The sequence below is a fragment of the Sphingobium sp. MP9-4 genome (assembly GCF_005281675.1).
Taxonomy (GTDB): domain Bacteria; phylum Pseudomonadota; class Alphaproteobacteria; order Sphingomonadales; family Sphingomonadaceae; genus Sphingobium; species Sphingobium yanoikuyae.
Map to the genome: position 1 here is coordinate 45,728 of NZ_LUFI01000019.1, position 18,235 is coordinate 63,962.

Annotated in this window: 16 protein-coding genes and 2 pseudogenes; 6 read left to right on the plus strand and 12 right to left on the minus strand. The window is 63.0% G+C overall.

The window, feature by feature from the left end; translation table 11 throughout:
* Positions 1 to 47: 47 nt before the first annotated feature.
* The 3 genes from A0U87_RS03820 to A0U87_RS03830 are packed head-to-tail and all read right to left on the minus strand — an operon-like array spanning position 48 to position 4,230.
* Positions 48 to 1,481 carry an efflux transporter outer membrane subunit gene (locus tag A0U87_RS03820; RefSeq protein WP_037508616.1) on the minus strand — a complete coding sequence of 478 codons (1,434 nt, stop codon included), beginning with the start codon at positions 1,479 to 1,481 and terminating at the stop codon, positions 48 to 50.
* A complete protein-coding gene (locus A0U87_RS03825; RefSeq protein ID WP_037508613.1) occupies positions 1,481 to 3,007 on the minus strand; it encodes a DHA2 family efflux MFS transporter permease subunit in 1,527 nt (508 codons plus the stop codon). Before A0U87_RS03825 ends, A0U87_RS03820 begins: the two co-directional genes overlap by 1 nt.
* Complete coding sequence (locus A0U87_RS03830) at positions 3,007 to 4,230, minus strand: HlyD family secretion protein (RefSeq protein WP_037508611.1); 1,224 nt, start codon at positions 4,228 to 4,230, stop codon at positions 3,007 to 3,009. The genes A0U87_RS03825 and A0U87_RS03830 overlap by 1 nt, the downstream gene beginning before the upstream one ends.
* Positions 4,231 to 4,320: 90 nt before the next feature.
* Here A0U87_RS03830 and A0U87_RS03835 point away from each other — a divergent pair, with 90 nt between their 5' ends.
* Positions 4,321 to 5,184 (plus strand): MipA/OmpV family protein, encoded by an 864-nt coding sequence (locus tag A0U87_RS03835; RefSeq protein WP_052076596.1) that lies wholly within the window; start codon positions 4,321 to 4,323, stop codon positions 5,182 to 5,184.
* A 32-nt stretch (positions 5,185 to 5,216) separates the two neighbouring features.
* Here A0U87_RS03835 and A0U87_RS03840 read toward each other — a convergent pair whose 3' ends face one another.
* Entirely contained in the window at positions 5,217 to 5,627 is a 411-nt protein-coding gene (locus A0U87_RS03840) for a PaaI family thioesterase (protein WP_052076595.1), read from the minus strand.
* On the minus strand, positions 5,624 to 6,073 hold the full coding sequence (locus A0U87_RS03845; protein ID WP_133496535.1) for a PaaI family thioesterase: 450 nt from the start codon (positions 6,071 to 6,073) through the stop codon (positions 5,624 to 5,626). Before A0U87_RS03845 ends, A0U87_RS03840 begins: the two co-directional genes overlap by 4 nt.
* A gap of 90 nt (positions 6,074 to 6,163) precedes the next feature.
* Here A0U87_RS03845 and A0U87_RS03850 point away from each other — a divergent pair, with 90 nt between their 5' ends.
* The 3 genes from A0U87_RS03850 (at position 6,164) to A0U87_RS03860 (ending at position 9,563) form a co-directional block, all read left to right on the plus strand.
* The gene (locus A0U87_RS03850; RefSeq protein WP_137405229.1) at positions 6,164 to 7,123 is read left to right on the plus strand and encodes an MlaD family protein; all 960 of its coding nucleotides are present in this window, start codon (positions 6,164 to 6,166) and stop codon (positions 7,121 to 7,123) included.
* Positions 7,124 to 7,233: 110 nt separating this feature from the next.
* Positions 7,234 to 7,986 (plus strand): TetR/AcrR family transcriptional regulator, encoded by a 753-nt coding sequence (locus A0U87_RS03855; RefSeq protein ID WP_230588530.1) that lies wholly within the window; start codon positions 7,234 to 7,236, stop codon positions 7,984 to 7,986.
* Positions 7,983 to 9,563: an AarF/UbiB family protein gene (locus A0U87_RS03860; protein WP_080726997.1), complete on the plus strand. Its 1,581-nt coding sequence runs from the start codon at positions 7,983 to 7,985 to the stop codon at positions 9,561 to 9,563. The genes A0U87_RS03855 and A0U87_RS03860 overlap by 4 nt, the downstream gene beginning before the upstream one ends.
* 100 nt (positions 9,564 to 9,663) lie before the next feature.
* Here the strand turns inward: A0U87_RS03860 and A0U87_RS03865 are convergent, their stop codons facing one another.
* The 6 genes from A0U87_RS03865 to A0U87_RS03890 form a co-directional block, all read right to left on the minus strand.
* On the minus strand, positions 9,664 to 10,239 hold the full coding sequence (locus A0U87_RS03865) for a DUF4142 domain-containing protein (RefSeq protein ID WP_230588529.1): 576 nt from the start codon (positions 10,237 to 10,239) through the stop codon (positions 9,664 to 9,666).
* A 343-nt stretch (positions 10,240 to 10,582) separates the two neighbouring features.
* Positions 10,583 to 11,620 (minus strand): IS110 family transposase, encoded by a 1,038-nt coding sequence (locus tag A0U87_RS03870; RefSeq protein ID WP_037508608.1) that lies wholly within the window; start codon positions 11,618 to 11,620, stop codon positions 10,583 to 10,585.
* 115 nt (positions 11,621 to 11,735) lie between these two features.
* Positions 11,736 to 12,560, minus strand: a complete 825-nt coding sequence (locus A0U87_RS03875; RefSeq protein WP_080726996.1) for an IS5 family transposase — start codon at positions 12,558 to 12,560, stop codon at positions 11,736 to 11,738.
* Positions 12,561 to 12,742: 182 nt separating this feature from the next.
* Complete coding sequence (locus A0U87_RS03880; RefSeq protein WP_037508604.1) at positions 12,743 to 14,020, minus strand: Fic family protein; 1,278 nt, start codon at positions 14,018 to 14,020, stop codon at positions 12,743 to 12,745.
* 2 nt (positions 14,021 to 14,022) lie between these two features.
* Entirely contained in the window at positions 14,023 to 14,280 is a 258-nt protein-coding gene (locus A0U87_RS03885) for a hypothetical protein (RefSeq protein WP_037508602.1), read from the minus strand.
* 126 nt (positions 14,281 to 14,406) lie between these two features.
* Positions 14,407 to 14,793 carry a DUF3768 domain-containing protein gene (locus tag A0U87_RS03890; RefSeq protein ID WP_037508600.1) on the minus strand — a complete coding sequence of 129 codons (387 nt, stop codon included), beginning with the start codon at positions 14,791 to 14,793 and terminating at the stop codon, positions 14,407 to 14,409.
* 369 nt (positions 14,794 to 15,162) lie between these two features.
* On the opposite strand from A0U87_RS03890, the pseudogene A0U87_RS03895 reads away from it, so the two are divergent.
* A pseudogene (locus tag A0U87_RS03895) lies at positions 15,163 to 15,396 on the plus strand (ISAs1 family transposase); the annotation flags it as partial.
* 42 nt (positions 15,397 to 15,438) lie between these two features.
* Here the strand turns inward: A0U87_RS03895 and A0U87_RS03900 are convergent.
* Positions 15,439 to 16,660: pseudogene (locus A0U87_RS03900) on the minus strand (IS256 family transposase).
* Positions 16,661 to 16,702: 42 nt separating this feature from the next.
* Here A0U87_RS03900 and A0U87_RS03905 point away from each other — a divergent pair.
* Complete coding sequence (locus A0U87_RS03905) at positions 16,703 to 18,148, plus strand: Tn3 family transposase (protein ID WP_276609685.1); 1,446 nt, start codon at positions 16,703 to 16,705, stop codon at positions 18,146 to 18,148.
* Positions 18,149 to 18,235 lie beyond the last annotated feature (87 nt).

Consider the following 18,235-nt stretch of genomic DNA (forward strand, 5'->3'; position numbering starts at 1 on the left):
AGCGACGCTAGTCGTCTCCTTCTGCGGACACTGACGGCTGGCATGGGCTAGCGGTCTTCGGGCCCCTCCCAGCCGAGCCCGAGCGCCTTATGAAGGCCCACAAACGCCCGAACGAACTGTCCCTGCGCTTCCACCGCGGAGATGTCCGCCGTCAGCGCCGCGCGTTCTGCGTCTATGGACGACGTCAGCGGTGCGGCTCCGCGCTCGAACCGCTGGGCTGCGAAGCGAGAAGACTGCCGGGCGCCCTCGGCGCTCCGGTAGCTCGACAGGAGGGTCGCGCGCAGAGTGCCGAAGCGCGACAGGCTCGTCTCGGCATCGGACAGGGCGGCAAGAACGGACTTGCGATACTGGGCCTCCGCCTCGTCCCGTCCGGCGCGGGACTGCTCCACCCGGGCGCGATTGCGGCCGAAGTCGAGAAAGCTCCAGTTGATCCGCGGCAACAACAGGCTCGACACATTGTCGGTATCCAGGACGTCGCCGATATTCGGGCCGCCAAGTCCGATGATTCCCATGATGCTGACCGAGGGGAACTGGCGCGCCACGTCGACGCCGATCTGCGCGGTGCCAGCGGCCAGTCGCCGTTCGGCGGCCCGGACGTCGGGCCGGCGCCGCAGCATCGCCTCAGGATCGCCGATCGCGACGCTCGCGGGGACGGAGGGGATGGCCCCGGGGGAGGAGAGGGTGGCATCATGTGCACCGGGCTCGTCGCCCGTGAGCAGCGCAAGCTGGTCGAGCGTCACCGCGATCTGGCCTTCCAGCGGTAACAGGCCGCCTTGCGTCCGGTTGAGTTCGGTGCGCAGGCGGACGACGTCGTCGCTCGACGACGCACCGCGCCGCTCGCGCTGCTCAAGAAGAGCAAGCGACTGCGCCAGCAGCGCGGAGGATCGGCGCGCCAGCACCAGCCGCTGCTGGAGTTCCCGCAACGTCACGTAATTGTCGGCGATCTCGGCGGAGAGGCGGACCTGCGCGTCCGCCATGTTGGCACGCGCCGCGTCGGCCTGCGCGGAGGCGGCTTCCGCGGCGCGGCGGCGCCCGCCGAACAGGTCGATCTCCCAGGAGGCGTCGAGGCCCGCGTTATAGAACTCGGCCTTGATCCGGTCGTCCTGCTCTCCCTGTGAGGAGAGGGCGAGAGATCCGGCGGGGAGATCCGCAATGATGGCGGTCCCAGTGGCGGATACCGTGGGCAACCGGTTGGCCCGTTGCTCACGCGCGGCGGCGCGGGCCTTGCGCACTCTCGCCTCTGCGATCGCAACATCGGGACTGGCGGCGAGCCCACGCTCGACGAGCGCATTGAGGCGCGGGTCAGCCATCGCCTCCCACCACCGCGCCAGCGGGGGCTCGGCAACAGTCTGGGCAGGGTCGGCGCGGCGGAACGCCGCACCCGCTCTTTCGGCACTCGCGACGGGACGTGGTCCCGCATAGTCGGGTCCGACCGTGCAGCCGGCAAGCAGGAACGGGACAGGGATCAGGAAGCGGATCATCAATGCATGGCCATCTGGGTGCCGGAGGGGATGGGGCGGAGGAACAGCGCCAGCGGCGTCGTGATGGCGATCGCAATCGCGAGGACGACATAGAGGTCGTTATAGGCCATCACGGTCGCCTGCTGGAGCATCTGGCCCGCCAGCTGACGATACGCCCCGGCTTCGCCGGCCGCCCCCGCCATCGCGCGACCGAACCATTCCTGCGTCGCCGCCGCGTTCGCGGACGCTGATTCGGCGAGCCGATTGAAATGCAGGAAGGTTTGGCGATCCTGAAGGGTTGCCATCATCGCGAGACCGATGGACCCGCCCAGGTTGCGGCCCGCATTGAAGAGGGCGGACGCATCGCCCGCGTCCTCGGGCGCGACGGCGCTGATCGCCGCTTGGTTGAGGAACATCATCGCGAAGATCTGGCCGAACCCCCTGACCAGCTGCGATCCGACGAGGTCGCCGCCGGCGGTGTCCGCCGTCATGCTCCAATCCATCGCGCAACTGATTCCGATGGCGACCATGCCGATGATGACGGCCACGCGGACATCGAGATATTTGAAGGCGAGCGGGAGAAACGGCATCATCAGCAGCGCGGGGACACCGGACACGAACACGACCTGCCCGGACTGCAGAGCGCTGTAGTCGGCCATCACCGCCAGGAACTGCGGGATAAGGAAGGTCACTCCGTAGAGAACGACGCCGATTACAAGGCTCAGCACGAACACGCTGCCAAAGGCACGACTGAAGATCAGCGACAGCTTCAGGACCGGCTGCGACGCTCTCACTTGGCCGATGACAATGAGGGTGAACCCGAAAACCGTGGCGATGGCGAGCTTGATGATCATCGCCGATTCGAACCACATCTCCCGCTGCCCCTCCTCCAGCATGACGGTGAGCGAGCCGAGCCCGATCGCAAGCCCCGCAATGCCCAGCCAATCGGCGTTCCGCAGTTGATCGAGGCGCAGGCGCTCATGATCGAGGCCGACGAGCAGCAGCACAGCCAGGCCGGCGCACACGGGAACGTTCAGGAAGAACGCATAGTGCCAGCTGTAATTGTCGGTCAGCCAGCCGCCGATGATCGGGCCGAGCACGGGTCCGAGGATGGCTGTCCCGCCGAAGGCCGCGGTCCCGATCGGCTGCTGTGAGGGCGGCAGCCGCGTGGCGATGATCGTCATGGCCGTAGGTATGAGCGCGCCGCCGGTGAAACCCTGACCGACGCGACCGGCGATCATCATGGGCAGGGTCGTCGAGAGGCCGCAGATCACCGAGAAGCCGGTGAACGAAACGGCGGCGGCGAGCAGGAAATTTCGGAGCCCCAACAGGCGCACCAGAAAGGGGCTGAGCGGAATCATGACGATCTCGGCGACCAGGTATGACGTCGCCACCCAGGTCCCCTCCGTCCCGCTGGCGCCGATCTCACCCTGGATCGTCGGGAGCGCCGCGTTGACGATCGAGATGTCGAGCAGCGCCATGAAGGACCCGATCGTGCCCGCGGCGACCGCAAGCCAGTCCCGTGCGCTCGCGCGTTGACGGGTCATCACCGCTGGGCCTGCGCCTCGCCGCGCCGCAGCCGCTCGCTCTCCTCCTCAATCCGCTTGCGGCTGCCCTTCGCACCGATGGTGTCGATCGCGACCTCTACCGAGAGACCAGGCCGCAGCACCTTGCGCGCCTCGGGTCCTGCCTCGATGCTGATTCTCACCGGCACACGCTGGACGATTTTCGTGAAGTTGCCGGTCGCGTTCTCGGGAGGCAGCACCGAGAATTGCGCGCCGGTGCCGGGCGCGAAGCTCTCGATCCGGCCGCGCAGCTCGGCTCCGTCCAGCGCATCGACCTTGATGGTCGCCGGCTGGCCGACGCGCATGAGGGCGACCTGGGTCTCCTTGAAGTTCGCCTCGATATAGAGCTGGTCCGCCGGCACAATCGACATGAGCCGGGTCGCGGGCTGGACAAACTGACCCACCCGCACCGCCTTGTCGGCAACCACGCCGTCAATGCTGCTGCGAAGCTCGACAGCGCCAAGGTCGGTTGAAGCGCGGTCGAGTTGCGCTTGCGCGGTTTCCCTTTGAGCCAGAGCCTGACCGATGCGGGCATTCTGCGTGTCCAGCCCGCGCCTTGCCGCCAGATAGGTGGCCCGTTGGGCGCGCAGGTTGGCGACCGCGCGATCGCGCTCGAGCACCAGGGCCGCCAGCCGCTCGCCCGATTCCGCCCCGGACCGAGCGAGCGGCTCGTAGCGCCGGACCTCCGCGGCTGCGGCCTCGGCGGCGACTTCGGCGGCGGAAACTTGCGCCGCCGACTGCGCGATGGCCGCGCGCTGCTCGTCGAGCGTGCTGCGTGCCGTCCGAATGCCGGCGACGGCCGAAGCGACCTGCGCCTGCGCCTGTGCAACACTTGCACGATAGTCCCGCGGATCCAGTACGGCCAGGAGTTGCCCGCGTCTCACGGGCTGATTGTCACGCACGAAAACCCGCTCGACATACCCGCCCAGCTTGGGAGAAACCGTCACGAAATCGGCCCGCACATAGGCATTGTTCGTCGATTGATGATACTGCCCGCGTTCACGATAATTCAGATACCAAGCGGCGCCTGCGACAATGCCGGCCACGAGCGCTACGATCAGGACGTAACGGATGACCGGATATCGCTTGAGAAGACCGGGTTTGCTCGCCGGATCTCCGTCATCGCTCTTTGGCCGATCGCCGCGCCCGGCTCCTTCATCGTCATGCTCAGGTGCGTCTGCTTCCAAATCCCTGCGATCTGCCACTCTTCGCCCTTGCGATATGTAAACCGTTCCGTATCATAGGATGTAGTCGGGCTGATTTCCAACCACGAACTTGGTTTGGAAAGTAGGCGAGTGGTTGGCGAAAAAGGCACGGTAATTCGGCTGATCGGCCTGGCCGCGCTAGGCGGGTGCGCTCTCTCGGCATCGAATGCCCATGCACAGGCCGACGAGCGTGTCGAAGACGATCGCTCCCGCATCACGATCGGTGTCGGTGCCGCAACCTTGCCGGACTACGAGGGTTCCGACCAGAACAGCGTAACTCCCGGAGCCGTGATCGTCGGCAAGATCGCCGGGCACGACGTATTCACACGCGGGACCCAGCTCTACGTCAACCTCGTGCCTAGCGGGGATGGACCGCGGACGAATTTCGAGCTCGGTCTGATCGGCGCGGCGCGGCTCGACCGCACCAACAAAGTCGATAACCTGCAGGTCCGTGCGCTCGGGAAGATCGACACTGCATGGGAAGCCGGTGGCTACATCGGTGTGAGCCGTACCGGAGTCGTTACGAGCGATTACGATACGCTGACGGTGCGGGTCGCTTACGTTCACGACGTCTCCGACGTCCACGACAGCTACGTCATCACCCCCCAGGTCAACTATACGACGCCGCTCTCGCCCCGAACGCTCGTCTCGATCGGAGCGTCGGCTGACTATGTCGGAAAAGGCTATGGGCGCACCTATTTCGGCGTGACGCCCGCGGGCGCGCTCGCGAGCGGGCTGCGGGCGTATTCGATCAACGACTCAGGGTGGAAGCGCTACAATCTGACGGCGTTCGCGGTTCAGAGCCTGAGCGGGGATCTCCGTCGTGGGCTCGGCATAGGAGCCGGCATACTCTACGGCCGGATGCTCGGTAGGTATAAGCGCAGCCCGATCGTCATGGACGTCGGCGACGCCGATCAGTTCTCGGCCGCAGCCGGGCTGACGTACACCTTCTAGACCGTACACGCGGGCATCGAGACGAGCCCGCTTCAGGCGAATTCACAGAGAAACTCGCACTGTGCCGCACATACGACCGTGTCAGGGCTATCCTGCCATGCCTCGATCTGCGCCACCGCCACTCGCCTGCCGATCCGCCGCACCTGTGGACGCGCGATCACCGGTGCCAGCCGCATCGACGCCAGGAACTGCACATTCATGCTGATGAGGCGCGGAATACTGTCATGGTCCAACTGGCGCGCCAGAACGACGCCGCAGGCGAGCTCAAGAAACGCTGTGACTGCGCCGCCGTGAAGTGCCCGCACCACCGGGTTGCCGATGAGGTCGGACGTAGGCGACAGCGTCCAGAGCGTGCCCTCTTCGGTTACGTCGATCATTTTGCCGAGTTTCGAGCTGAAGCCCGACGTGGCCACAATCACGGCTGTCCGCATATCGGCGCTCACGCCGCAACCCCTCGATTGATCGAGAAAACGCCCTGAGCCGCGGCGAACACCTCGGCCGGATCGGTGTCCCAAACCTCCGCACGCACGAATGTCATGATCTCGGACACTCGATAACAGTGTGCCCACGCCGTCACTGGCGAGCGGGCCGTTGGTAGACGAATATGATCGATCTTGAGGTTGAGAGTGGATATCGACACCCGCTCCAGCCGGGACATCACGGCGGCGCCGCATGCGTGATCTATAAGGCTGGCGATCGCTCCGCTCGCAATCCCGCCGTTGGACCCGCTCAGATCGGGACGCCAAGGCAGTCGCAGAGAACACAGGCCATCGCCCACCGAAAGGAGACGGAAACCCAGCTCTGCGCTCCACGGAATGATGATGCCCGTGGCATTGGCGTCCTCCGGCACGGTGATCTCACCTCCAGCATTCACAAATGAGCGTTCCAACCAGTCCCCGTCCAGTCAAGAGCGTAAAAAAGAAAACGGAACCGTTAGGTTTACATATCCATGTGCCGCACTTAGTGGTTGGTCAAGGCTATGGAGACTCGCTCGAACCGCCTGCTGGTGTTCTCGGTGATCGGTGCCATTGCCGTCGCTCTGTTCGCGTTTGCGTTCTGGCTTCTCGCGGCCAGGAATCCTGATGGTCGAGAGTATCTGATCCGCTTCAAGAACAGCGTGACAGGCGTCAAAAACGGGTCGCCCGTCACCTATGCTGGCGTTTCCGCGGGCCTGGTAACAGCCGTACGATTCGACGGCCAAGACCCTTCGACCGTGCTTGTTACCGTCCGTCTCAACCCTGAGATACCGATCGTAGAAGGCGTCAAGGCGCAGATTTCAAGGTCCTTCATTGGCGGGGACGCAACCATCATCCTGGACGGCGGACAGAGGGGGGCGTCGCCAATCGCGGCAACCAATAGTGAGCCCCTTCCGGTCATTCCTGAAAAGAAGGGCGGGCTTCTTGGTTCAGGCGGTGACCCGGTCGCGCTGATCGAAAAGATCAGCCGCTCGGTCCATAACATTTCGGCCGATCTTGATGAGAAGGGGCAGCAGCGGACCCGCGAGCGACTGGCCGAACTGAGCGCCAAGACGGCGGTTTGGCCTACCAAGGCGGCTCGACTGGCTGACGGGATAGCCGGCGCGGGAGACGGAATGCTCGGGGTAGGCAACTCGATCGCGGGTGTCGGCGAGCGCGCCGCCCGCATCCGCGCCAAGCTGGAAGCGCGTCGCGATGCCAGCCTTGGAATCGATGACAAGCTGCGCAGCGCTCGGCGCGCGGCGGAAGAGTTTCGTGGCGACGTGGAGTCTCTGCGCCCGGCCGTTCGCGCCCTCGAAGGCCGAAGTCGTGTGGTTACAGAGTCCGTTCGCTCGGCGCGATCCACTACACAGCGCCTCGGCGACCAGGTCGAACGCGTTGATCGCGAAGGACTCCAGCTGTTCGGGGCGCCAAAGTTGCCCGATTATAATTCAGCACAACAGTCGCCACCACCATCGCGCTAGCGCCAGCGTTTCGTGGTACGAGGGACGCTCATCCTCGGGACCGCCCCCGATTGTATTCAGGTCCCTCCCAAAATTGAACAAGGCGGTGGCCGTGAGCGCATGAGCAGGACATGGTGGTGCATCTTGGCAACCGGTCGCAGATTTCAGCTTCAGCGACTATCAGGCATCGCGGAGGCGAGATTGAAATGAAGGGGCGAGGAAGCGGCAAGCGGGGCGGTAGGACTGGCAGGCCAACGACAGAGGCAGCGATCCGACTGACCTCCCATATCCTGCAAAGCGCTCGTGAAATGTTCTTCGAACATGGCTTTGACGGCGCGAGCGCTGACATGATCGCCGAGCGTGCAAAGATCTCGAAGCGGACCCTTTACGCCAGGTTCGGCAGCAAAGCGCGTATGTTCGAAGCTGTGATCCTCGACGAGATTGACACGCAACTTCGGGCACTGGAGCCGGCCGTCGATGCGGATCTTGCTGTCGTGGACAGGCTGCAGTCGATCGCCGATGTGCTTCTCGAGTGGCTGCTTACGCCACGCATCGCTTCAATGGAGCGTGTCGTGATCGCGCAGGCCGTGCGCTTTCCTGCGCTTGCCGCCAACATTCACGAGTTCGGCTTTCAGCGCGCCGCTCAGTGGGTGGCGAGCATTCTCGGGGCTGCTGCCGCCAAGGGTGAACTCGATCTACCGGATCCCGTTTTCGCCGCTGAACAGTTCGTGACCCTCGTGGTCGTCGCACCGATGCGCCGCGCGGCGCTCGGCCTCGCCCCTCCAGCCTATGACGAAAATGCCCGCGCCCGAGTGAGACGGGGCATCGAGCTTTTTATTATTGGCTGTCTACCTCCCGCACTCGGAACCGAGAGTATGCAATGACCGAGGTCGCAGATGACATTCCGTTGAGTGAGCGGGAAAGATTTGGAGAGCTCGCGCGAATCTTCGCACGTCACGGACTCGGTGGCCTCGCCTCACGCGTCGGCTTGGCGAGCGGTCCGCCGACATGGCCGGTCGAGCCCGACGCACCCACAAGAGTAGTCGCACTTCTTCGCGATCTAGGTCCGGTCGCAATAAAGCTGGGCCAGCTTCTCGCCACACGTGGCGATCTTCTGGGGCCGGACTGGGTGAGTGCGCTATCGACATTACAGGATCAAGTTCCTGCGGTACCATTCCACGAGATCGAACCCGAACTCGTCTCGTCTCTCGGGGCGCCCGTTGCTGATGTTTTCGCGCGTTTCGATCCGAAACCAATCGCCGCGGCGTCGATTGCCCAGGTGCACGGTGCAGCCCTTTTCGATGGGACCGAAGTTGTCGTCAAGGTGCGCCGCCCGGGAATAGCGACCCGCGTCGACGCCGACCTGAGATTGCTACGACGACTTGCGCGTCTGGCCGAACGGCGCTCGCCGGAACTGCGGCGGCTTAAGATTGACGAACTGCTGCGCTTCTTCGCCGAGAGCCTGTCTCAAGAAATGGATCTGAGCGCCGAAGCGGCAGCATGTGAGGGGATTGGGTCATTTCTTGACACGCTAGGCGTGAGGACACCGAAGTTCTTTTGGGATTATGTCGGCCGCCGCGTCAACGTCCAGGAGCGGCTTGAAGGAGTCTCGGTGCGCGGCGTCCTTATTGCAGTAAACGAGGTAACAGACGCGGCCGCAATTGCAGGCACCTACGCGGACGCCATATTGCGCATGATCATCTTTCACGGCCGATTTCACGCAGATCCTCATCCCGGGAACGTATTCGTTCTTCCAAGCCGAAAGATCGCCTTCATCGACTTCGGCGCCACCGGAACGCTGACTCCAAACCGTCGCTCGGAGCTGGTCACCCTGGTCCTAGCCATCGCGGGAGAAAATCCGCGCGCGGTCGCGGATGTGCTGATAAACTGGTCAGGCGACCGGACCGTTGAGGTGGATGGGTTGCAAAGGGATCTTGAGTCTTTGATCGGTCAATTTCGTGGCGCTGTCTTGAAACAGGTTGATCTGTCCGAGATATTCTCGCGCGTGTTCACGTTACTGCGCCAATACCGTCTGGCATTGCCGCCCGACCTTGCTTTGCTCCTGCGCACATTACTGACCGCCGAGGGATTGGTACGGACTCTAGACCCAGAGTTCGATATCGCGGCTAGGGCGATGCCGATCGCCCGCGAGCTTGCGCGCGAGCGAATTAGTCCTGCCGAACTGAGAAAAGGTGGGCGCCGCCTGGCAACAGGGATCGGCCGCTTGGCCGCAGCCTCTCCCGACCTGATTGGACTGGTGGAGAAAGTAGCAAAGTCAGGTACAATCCCGGTTCACGTGTCATTACCATCACCGAACAAGGAGAGGCCGTCGCCCCAAAGAGATATACTCGCTGCCGGTCTGATCGTAGGCGGAGCGGTTCTCTTTAGTCAACAAATATACATATCGCTAGCTTCATGGGGAATTGCTGTGGTCATATTGGCACTTACTAGAAAACGATAGATTTTACTGGTTGTATCCTCATCGAATTATGCCATCATAAAAAGGTGTTCAAAACGCTGGGCCAGGCCGCCGGGAGCTATGCGGCCCGGCCCAGCTAGGTTCACCTTCCCGCAAGCCCGGAGGGTGTGAGTGACTTGCCGGTGGTGAGTTCGTTTTCCAGCACGGGAACAGCCGTGCCGGCGATCTGCTGCAGCGCTGGGTCGGTGCCGTCTTGGGCGTATCCCTTGTGGATTGCCCACGCCGCTTGTTGCACCTTCGCCGACTGGGTGAGATAAAGGTTATCGAAAGCGCTCTTCGGTGCCTTTTGCAGCAACTTGACAAGAGCAGCGCGGTCGGCCGACAACGCTGACGATGGTGCCTTGATCGTGCGCTGATCGTTTTTGAGCGCTGCCATCAGTGCTTTCTGGCTGCTTTGTGCCTCGGCTAGGACGCGCTTGGCGTAGGATTTGACGTCGTCCCGCTGCGCGCGCGTTGCGGCAAGCTGGGCAGCCTTTATCTGATAGACGTTCGCGTCCGACGCGGCGAGAACGTAGTTTGGGCCGCTTTGGCTGGCAATCGGCTCTACCCCGACATCCGCGCTGGTCATCGTTCCTGACGTGGATGGGGCAACTGCTTGGGCGAAAGCCGGAACCGACACCAAAGAAAGCAGCGCGGCGGAGATCACGATCTTCATCATTTTCCTTTCTGGTGGCTTATCTTGATAATTTGAATTCAAGTCCGCAAACGAAAAGGAAACCGGTTGGTTCCTTTTGTGGATCGGCTCAGAGTCTTCTCTGATTGGGGCCTAGTGGGTCAAGCTGCTTTCTCGACTTTATGATCATTCCCATGGATCACTCGCTTCTCTCCGCGGTCGGCGCAAGGCCGCCGCATAATGGGGTCATGGAGAGCGAGACGTCTCAATCTGTTTCGCGACCTTCAGCTAAGCTGAGGTTCCGGACTCTAAGCGAGATCGTCTTGCCCTTCGTCCCCATGGGAACGACACGGCCCGCCTTGTCAGGCGGGATTCGGTTCAGGCCTCCTCATGCTGCCAGTCCGGTGAGCGGTTTGCGCCAGCGGAACTCGCTGTGGTCGGTCCACATACGGTGCATGATGACGGCAAGCTTGCGGGCGACCGCGACGCGGGCTTTCGCCATACCGCGCCGCTTTGCGACGTTCATGCCCCACGCCTTGAGGGCCGACCATTTCTTGCAGCGGGTCAACAGCGTGTGTGCCGCCTCGTAGAGCAGGGTTCGGGCCAGCTCGTCGCCGCATCGGCTGATGCGTCCTTGCACATCGGTTTCGCCTGACTGATAGCGCCTCGGAGTTAGGCCGAGATGGGCGCCAACGTCGCGTGACCGCCGGAAGCGCTCGGGTTGATCCACGGTTGCACGGAACGCCAGTGCCGTCAGCGGCCCAACGCCGGGTACCGTCATCAGTTGTCGGCAGATTGGTTCGACGCGAACCGATTCCAACGCGCGCCGTGTCAGCCGCTCGAGTTCGCGGTACATGGTCGCGATGATCGCCAGCAGTGGCTCGGTTATATCGGTCAACGTCGGATCCGCATCAGCCAACTCGCGTACCCTGGCCGAGAACAGCTTGCGCCCCGGTGATCCCAACTTGAGCCCGCTTTCCCGCAAGACTGCCCGCACTGCGTTCTCCATATCGCGCAACTTGCAGAGCACCGTCCGGCGAGCCACCAGCAATGAACGCGCCATTCTCGATGGAACGCTCTTGACGTGAACCTGGCGATACCACCCGGTACGGATGATTTGTGCCAGGCCCCGGGCATCATTGCGGTCGGTTTTGTTCGGCATCGCTCCCATCGCGGCTTTCGCCTGGCGGGTTTCGATGCACAATGCCGGAAAACCAGCCCGCGTCAGTCCCTGGTGCAGCCAGGCCGACTGCGAACAGGCCTCGAGGCCTATCCGCTCCATCGGCAAATCTACCAGGTTGAACGCCGAAATCAGGCTTTCCGGATCGCTGGCCGCGCGTAGTTCGCGGACGATCGTGCCCGTACCATCGACAATACAGATCGCTGTCTCTTCCAAAGACACATCCAGCCCGGCATAATAGCTCATGGTTGCTTCTCCTCATGGTTGTGGCCGATCACACGGACCACGTTCTACCATTTGCGAGGAGCAGCCACTCCACCGACTCGTCGTGGAGCCCCAATCACCCCATCTGTTTGGAAAATCAGGGGTGAGCGTTTCGGCGTAGGAGATTGCCGCCCATGGCGACGAGGATCATGGCCTTCGAGACGTCAATGCGCTTCTCGTAATCGCGGACCAATCGGCGCCATCGGATCATCCAGCCAAAGGTCCGCTCAACGACCCAACGCCGGGGCAGAACCTTGAAGCCCTGCTGCTGATCGCTGCGTCGAATGACCTCGACGACGAAATCCAGATAGCTTGCTTTGTCCATGAGTTTGAGGCGGTCATAGGCGCCATCGGCGAAGAGATGTTTGATCCAGGGCCAGCGTTTGCGGATGCCATCGAGGATGGTCTGGGCGCCCGCGCTGTCCGAAATGTCCGCAGTGGTCAGGTTGACCATCAGCAGCCGTCCATCGGTATCGACGGCGATATGTCGCTTGCGCCCGACAACCCTCTTGCCTGCGTCGAACCCACGCTTTTCTGCCGATGGCGCCTTGATCGACTGGCTGTCGATCACTGCTGCGCTCGGACTGGCCTCCCGCCCTTGGCGCTCGCGATCTAGCATCAGTTCGATGTCGTGGATTGTCTGGAACAGGAACCTGCGAGCCAGTTCCCGGAACCAGCCATAAACCGTCTGCCATGCCCCGAAATGGATCGGCAGCATCCGCCAGCCACAGCCCGATCGAACAAGGTAGCGCACGGCGTTGATTACCTCGCGAAAATCCACCTCGCGTGGACGGCCCCGCCGCCCCGGTCTGGGCATCAGCGGCGCCAGGCGATCCCATTCCTCATCGGTCAGATCACTGGGATAGCGCTTCGTCTTCTTGGCAATCTGGGCCATGCGCCCTCGGCTCTGATGGGTCCACATCCAGAGCCTGAATCAGACGCAGAGCCTCACGACAACCCCCGTCAACGATTTTCCAAACAGCCTCTTAGCGATATGACGCGGTTTAGGCCATACAGGCAGAACCTTCGGGCCATCGGATGGCTTCCGTTATCGGCCGCAGCAGGCAATCATGCGTCAACCACTCACCCGTCCTTACAACGCCGTCAGCGGCTCCGGTCCTTATCGCGCGGCGCCGGGGTCGCGGGCCCGATTTCGCCGTCTAGCGATCCGCCCGCTTTGATCCGATCCGCGACGAGCTGGCGCGTCGCCCCCCCAATCGCTCCGACCATGCGCGCGCTCTCGCCCCGATCGCGCGCGGTTTTCCTCGCCGCGTCGACGATCGCCTGGGCGGGCGCGAGGCGAGGATCGGCTTGGTTCTTCTCCGCCGTGTTCTTCAGGAACAGCTCGGCAAGGCGCTCCTGCCCTGGCGAGTGGCCGGGAGGAAGGATCGGCTGCTCCAGCGACCGGACGGCGCGCTGGATCTGCGCCGGCTGCTGGTTGTTGATCTGGACGCCGAGCGCCGCACCGATCTCGCGCACCCGCTCCAACGGTGTCTGCTGGGGCGAAATGACTGCATCGACCTGACGGACGCCGAGATAGGTGAGAAGGTGCGATTGGTAGATCGGCCCCTTGGCGTGACGGACATAGGCGAGTTCGGTGCGCGCGTTAGCGATGGCGGGGGAGGGGGCACCCTCCTTGATCAGCCCGCGTAGCCGGTCGGCAGCCTGTTGGCGGGCGGCCGGCAGATAGCGTTCCAGCTCCTCGCGCGCCTTGGTCAGCGTCACCCGGTAGCGTTGCCCCTCGGGCGGGGCACGCTTGGGGAGCATGGCGATCCCTGCGGGGCCGATGCGCGCCTCGGGCGCGAGGTCGCGCTTGATCGCCGCTGCGGAGAGAACCGCGGCCATGCCGCGATGATCGCCGGTCAGAAAGCCGTGGCGGGACGCTTCCATCCAACGGTCCTTGTCGATCGCGGCGATGCGGATCGGGTGGCCGGCTTCGCGGGCGAGCTGGGCGGCATGGTGGCGCATGGTGCGCCCGTTCCCTTCGCGGAAGGGATGAATAGCGTTGATCTCGTTGATATGGTTGCCGAGCCGATCGAAAAACTCGTCGCGAGGAATCCCCCGGAAGCCGCCCTGCGCTCCTACCTCCGCGAACCGCTTGTCCAGTTCGCGCGCGAGATAGGGGACGGCGGCAAAGCTCGATCCGCCTTTGGCGATGCTGACGGTGCGGTCCTGGCCCGCCCAATCGTAGAGGTCTTGGAACAGGTGCTTATGGAGCGCCCGATAGCCATCGGCGGTGGCTGGAAAGGTCAGGCGCGCGGCCTCCGCGCCCCGTGCCTGGGTCAGTCTCCGTTCGGCCTCTGTAAGCGTCTTGTCGTCGGTGATTCCGAGCCGATTCCGAAGCGTCTCGGTGCCGGGATACGTGTAGGGATCGCTCGCCAAGGTCAGGCGGCGATCTGGCGTGTTCCGGGCTGATAGAGACTGAGGATAATCGACGGCATGACGGCAGGCGGAACGCCCTCGTCGAGCATCATCGCGAACATCGCGTCTTCGTCGATGGTCGGCGTCATGTCCTCCATGGCGAGATTGGCACGCGCTTCCGCTACGTCCTCCCGCCAAAGGGCGATCTGCTCGGGGGTGCCGCGCTGGAAATCCATCTGGCGGATGCGCTCGCGCAACGTCTCAAGATCGATCTGGGCCATCGCGTCATCCTTTCTGCTCTTAACCCTACGCCTTCCAAGGCGACTCCTCAACAAATCATGTGTGAGCGAGGCGGATGCGCGCCGTGATCCGCGCTTGGTTGAGCGCGGATCGCCGGATCGGGGCCGTTAATACTCGCTCGCCAGCATGACCGTCAGAACGCGCGTGGTCTGCTGCGCATCCCACGGTGCTTCGCTACCATAGGTCAGCGTGTTGTCGTAGTAATCCACCTTCCAGAAAACCGTCTCGGAAATGGCCGTGCCATCGCTCGGCCGCTCTTGCGACCATTCACCGCTCGCTAGGCGATAGACCGCGCCGAAATCATGCTCACCATAGGGGTCGTTGTCGCCGTCAAACTTGGTAAAACCGACGATCGCCGATACGGCCTTGAAGCAATCCGCATCGGGGAGGGCAAGAAAGCCCTGCGTGACGTTGGCGCACGACGTGACGCCGGGGCTCTGACGCGCTGCGTCATTCAGGCGGCGGATGGTGTCGAGTTGTTCGGGGCTATACATCGCTGATCCTCCTTCTGGCAGGCCGCAAGGCCGCTCGGCCTCACGGCCCTGCCTGTCCGGCGAGGACGGGATGGGGAGGGGGAGCGAGAATCTACCGCTGGCGCGGGCGATCCGCTCTAGCGCGGCCGGCGCGACGCGACGGGCGCCGCGCTTGGCGGATTACACGGGCGGTCGATTGTCGTTCGGGAACGAAAGGGCGGCGCCCTTGGTGTTCCCCTGGCGCCGATCGCGCGCAGCGCGAGCGGTGAACGATACGCGGTGCGGATCTCCGCACGGCATTGTCGCGCGCAAGCGCGTCCCGTCAGGAGGGCGCGTTGCGTGCGTCGCGAGCGGCGATCACCAGCTCGACGATGCGCGGCTGATGGTCTGCTGGCACCGGAGCCGTTCGAGGCGGCCTTTACCCGGTTTTCTGCGGCTTTTGCCGGAGTGTTGAAGGGCGTGGTGGCGATTGACGGCAAGGCTTTGCGCGGCGTTTATGAGCGCGGTCGCAAGGCTGTGCCCCTCCATCTGGTCAACATATGGGCGGCCGAAGCCCGATTGGTGATTGGTCAGCGCCTGGCGCCCGGCCGCAACGAGGTGCTCGGTGCGCAGCAGGCCCTTGCACGGGACTGTCAGGAATTTCGTGTGCGGCGAGGCGGTTGACCATCAGGCCGTCATGGCCCTGATGAAACGTTCGCCGAAGAGCACGGCAAATTGCGCCTTCGCCATGTTCCACTCACGCGGCGGCATTTTCCACTCTTTTTCCGATCGGTTCAAGATCAGATAGAGGAGCTTGGTGGCGGCCTCATCATTGGGGAAATGCCCCCGGGCACGAACAGCGCGGCGGAGCTTGGAATTGAGGGCCTCTATCGAATTTGTCGTATAGACGATCCGTCTGACCTCGTCGGGAAAGGCGAAAAATGGGATGACCTCGGGCCATGCCCGGCGCCAGCTCTGGCCGATGGCGGGATAACGCTGTCCCCAGAAGCTGGCTTCGAACGCTGTCAGGGCTTCTTCGGCGGTCGCAGCATCAACGGCCCGATAGATGGCCTTCAAGGCCGTTCCGAGCGCCTTGCGATCTTTCCACGCCACGAAATCCATCGAGTTGCGCAGCAGATGGACAATACAGGTTTGGACCATCGCTTCGGGGAAGACGGCGGTGATGGCGTCTGGGAAGCCCTTCAGGCCATCGACGACGGCCAGTGATATCCTCGACGCCGCGGTTGCGCAGTTCGTTCATGACGCGCAGCCAGAATTTGGCCCCTTCATTCTGTTCCAGCCACAAACCAAGGACCACCTTGGTGCCGTCGGCCATGACGCCCAGGGCAATATGGATCGCCTTGTTGCGGACCATGCCTTCGTCGCGGATCTTGACCCGGATTGCATCGAAGAAAACCAGCGGATAGGCTGAGTCCAGCGGGCGTTGTTGCCAGGCCGTGACCTCCTCCAGCACAGCGTCCGTGATCGTGCTGATCAGGTCGGGTGAGGCCTCGATGCCGTACAGTTCGCGCAGATGCCCGGTGATCTCACGGGTACTCATGCCGCGCGCGTACATCGAGATGATCTTGTCATCAAAACCGGGGAAACGGCGCTGATATTTTGCGATCAGCTGCGGATCGAAACTGCCCGCCCGATCACGCGGCACCTCGATCTCGATCCGTCCCCCGTCGGTCGTCACCGTCTTGCGGCCATAGCCGTTCCGGCTGTAGGTCCCTTGCTCCTCCTGGCCAAGATGGTGATCCATCTCCGCATTGAGCGCCCGTTCGGCAAATGCCTTCTTCAATGTATCGAGCAGGCCGCCCTGGCTGAGCGCTGCTGCTGCGTCAGTGCCGGCCAGCAGTTGATCGAGAATGTCGTTGGGTATCGAGGGTTCTTTCCGTCGTGACATATTGGGTCTCCTTGTTGCCCATTATGCCTCGCCGCACACGAAATTCCTGACAGTCCCGCAGGGGCGTTTGTCGCCGGACTTCGTGCACAGATGACCGAAGCGCTCGGCGCGCTGAACCGGAAGATGCCGCGCAATGCCAAGGTGCGACTTCGACAGCAGGGCAAGAACCGGATTTCGATCACACCGTTCGAGCCGCTGCCGGCAGCGCTCAATCTGGAGGCTATCAAGACAGAACTCGAACGGCGCTGGCCGATGACGGACCTGATCGACGTGCTGATGGAGACCGCCCGGCAAACCGGATTCCTCGATGAGTTCACGGCGTCGGGCGACCGGGTCGTTATCGATGCCGATACACTCCGCCGGCGTCTTGTCCTGTGCCTCTACGGTCTCGGCACCAATGCCGGCCTGAAGCGGGTCAGCACAGGAACGGAGGCCGCGAGCTATGCCGAACTATTGCACGTCCGGCGTCGCTTCATCCACAAGGAGGCGCTGCGCAGCGCAACCGCGTTGGTAACCAACGCGATCCTCGCGACGCGCGACCAGCGCATCTGGGGTGAGGCGGGGACCGCATGCGCGTCGGATTCCACGAAGGTCGGTGCGTGGGATCAGAATCTGATGGCGGAATGGCATGTCCGCTACCGCGGCCGTGGCGTCATGATCTACTGGCACATGGAGCGCCAGGCGACCTGCATCTACTCGCAGCTCAAACGCTGTTCTTCCTCCGAGGTCAGCGCGATGATCGAAGGCGTGCTGCGCCATTGCACCGACCAGGAGATCCAGCGTCATTATGTCGACAGTCATGGCCAGAGCGAGGTGGGGTTCGCCTTTTGCCACCTGCTCGGGTTCGAGCTGGCGCCGCGCCTGAAGGCGATCGCCCGCCAGAAGCTTTATGTGCCGGAAACCGCGATGCGCGAAACGCTCGGCAATCTCACGCCGATCCTGGCGCGTGAGATCAACTGGCCACTGATCGAGCGGCTGTATGACGAGATGATCAAATATACCGCGGCGCTCAAACACCGCACCGCCGACCCCGAGGCGATTCTGCGCCGCTTTGCCAGCGCGGCTGTCCAGCACCCGACCTATGCGGCGCTTGCCGAACTCGGCAAGGTCATCAAGACGATCTTCCTGTGCGGCTATATCGGTTCGGAGGATCTGCGCCGCGACATCCATGCCGGGCTCAACGTCGTCGAAAACTGGAACGGCGCGCACAGCTTCATCTTCTTCGGCAAGGGCGGTGAGATTGCCGCCAATCGCCTGGAGGATCAGGAACTGGCGGTGCTGGCGCTCCATCTGTTACAGAACTGCCTGGTCTACGTGAACACGCGGATGCTGCAGCGGGTTCTGACCGAGCCCGCCTGGATGAAGCGGATGACCGCCGAAGACCATCGCGGTCTGACGCCGGCCATCCACGCCCATATCAATCCTTATGGCCGTTTCGAGGCCAATCTGGATCGGCGCATCGACTTCGATCTGCCGCTGACAGCATAATTCGCAAAGGCCTCTGCGATGAAAAAAAGCATCTCCACCTCCCCGGCGTCCAAAGACCAGGAAGACACGGAACAGGCCCATATCGAC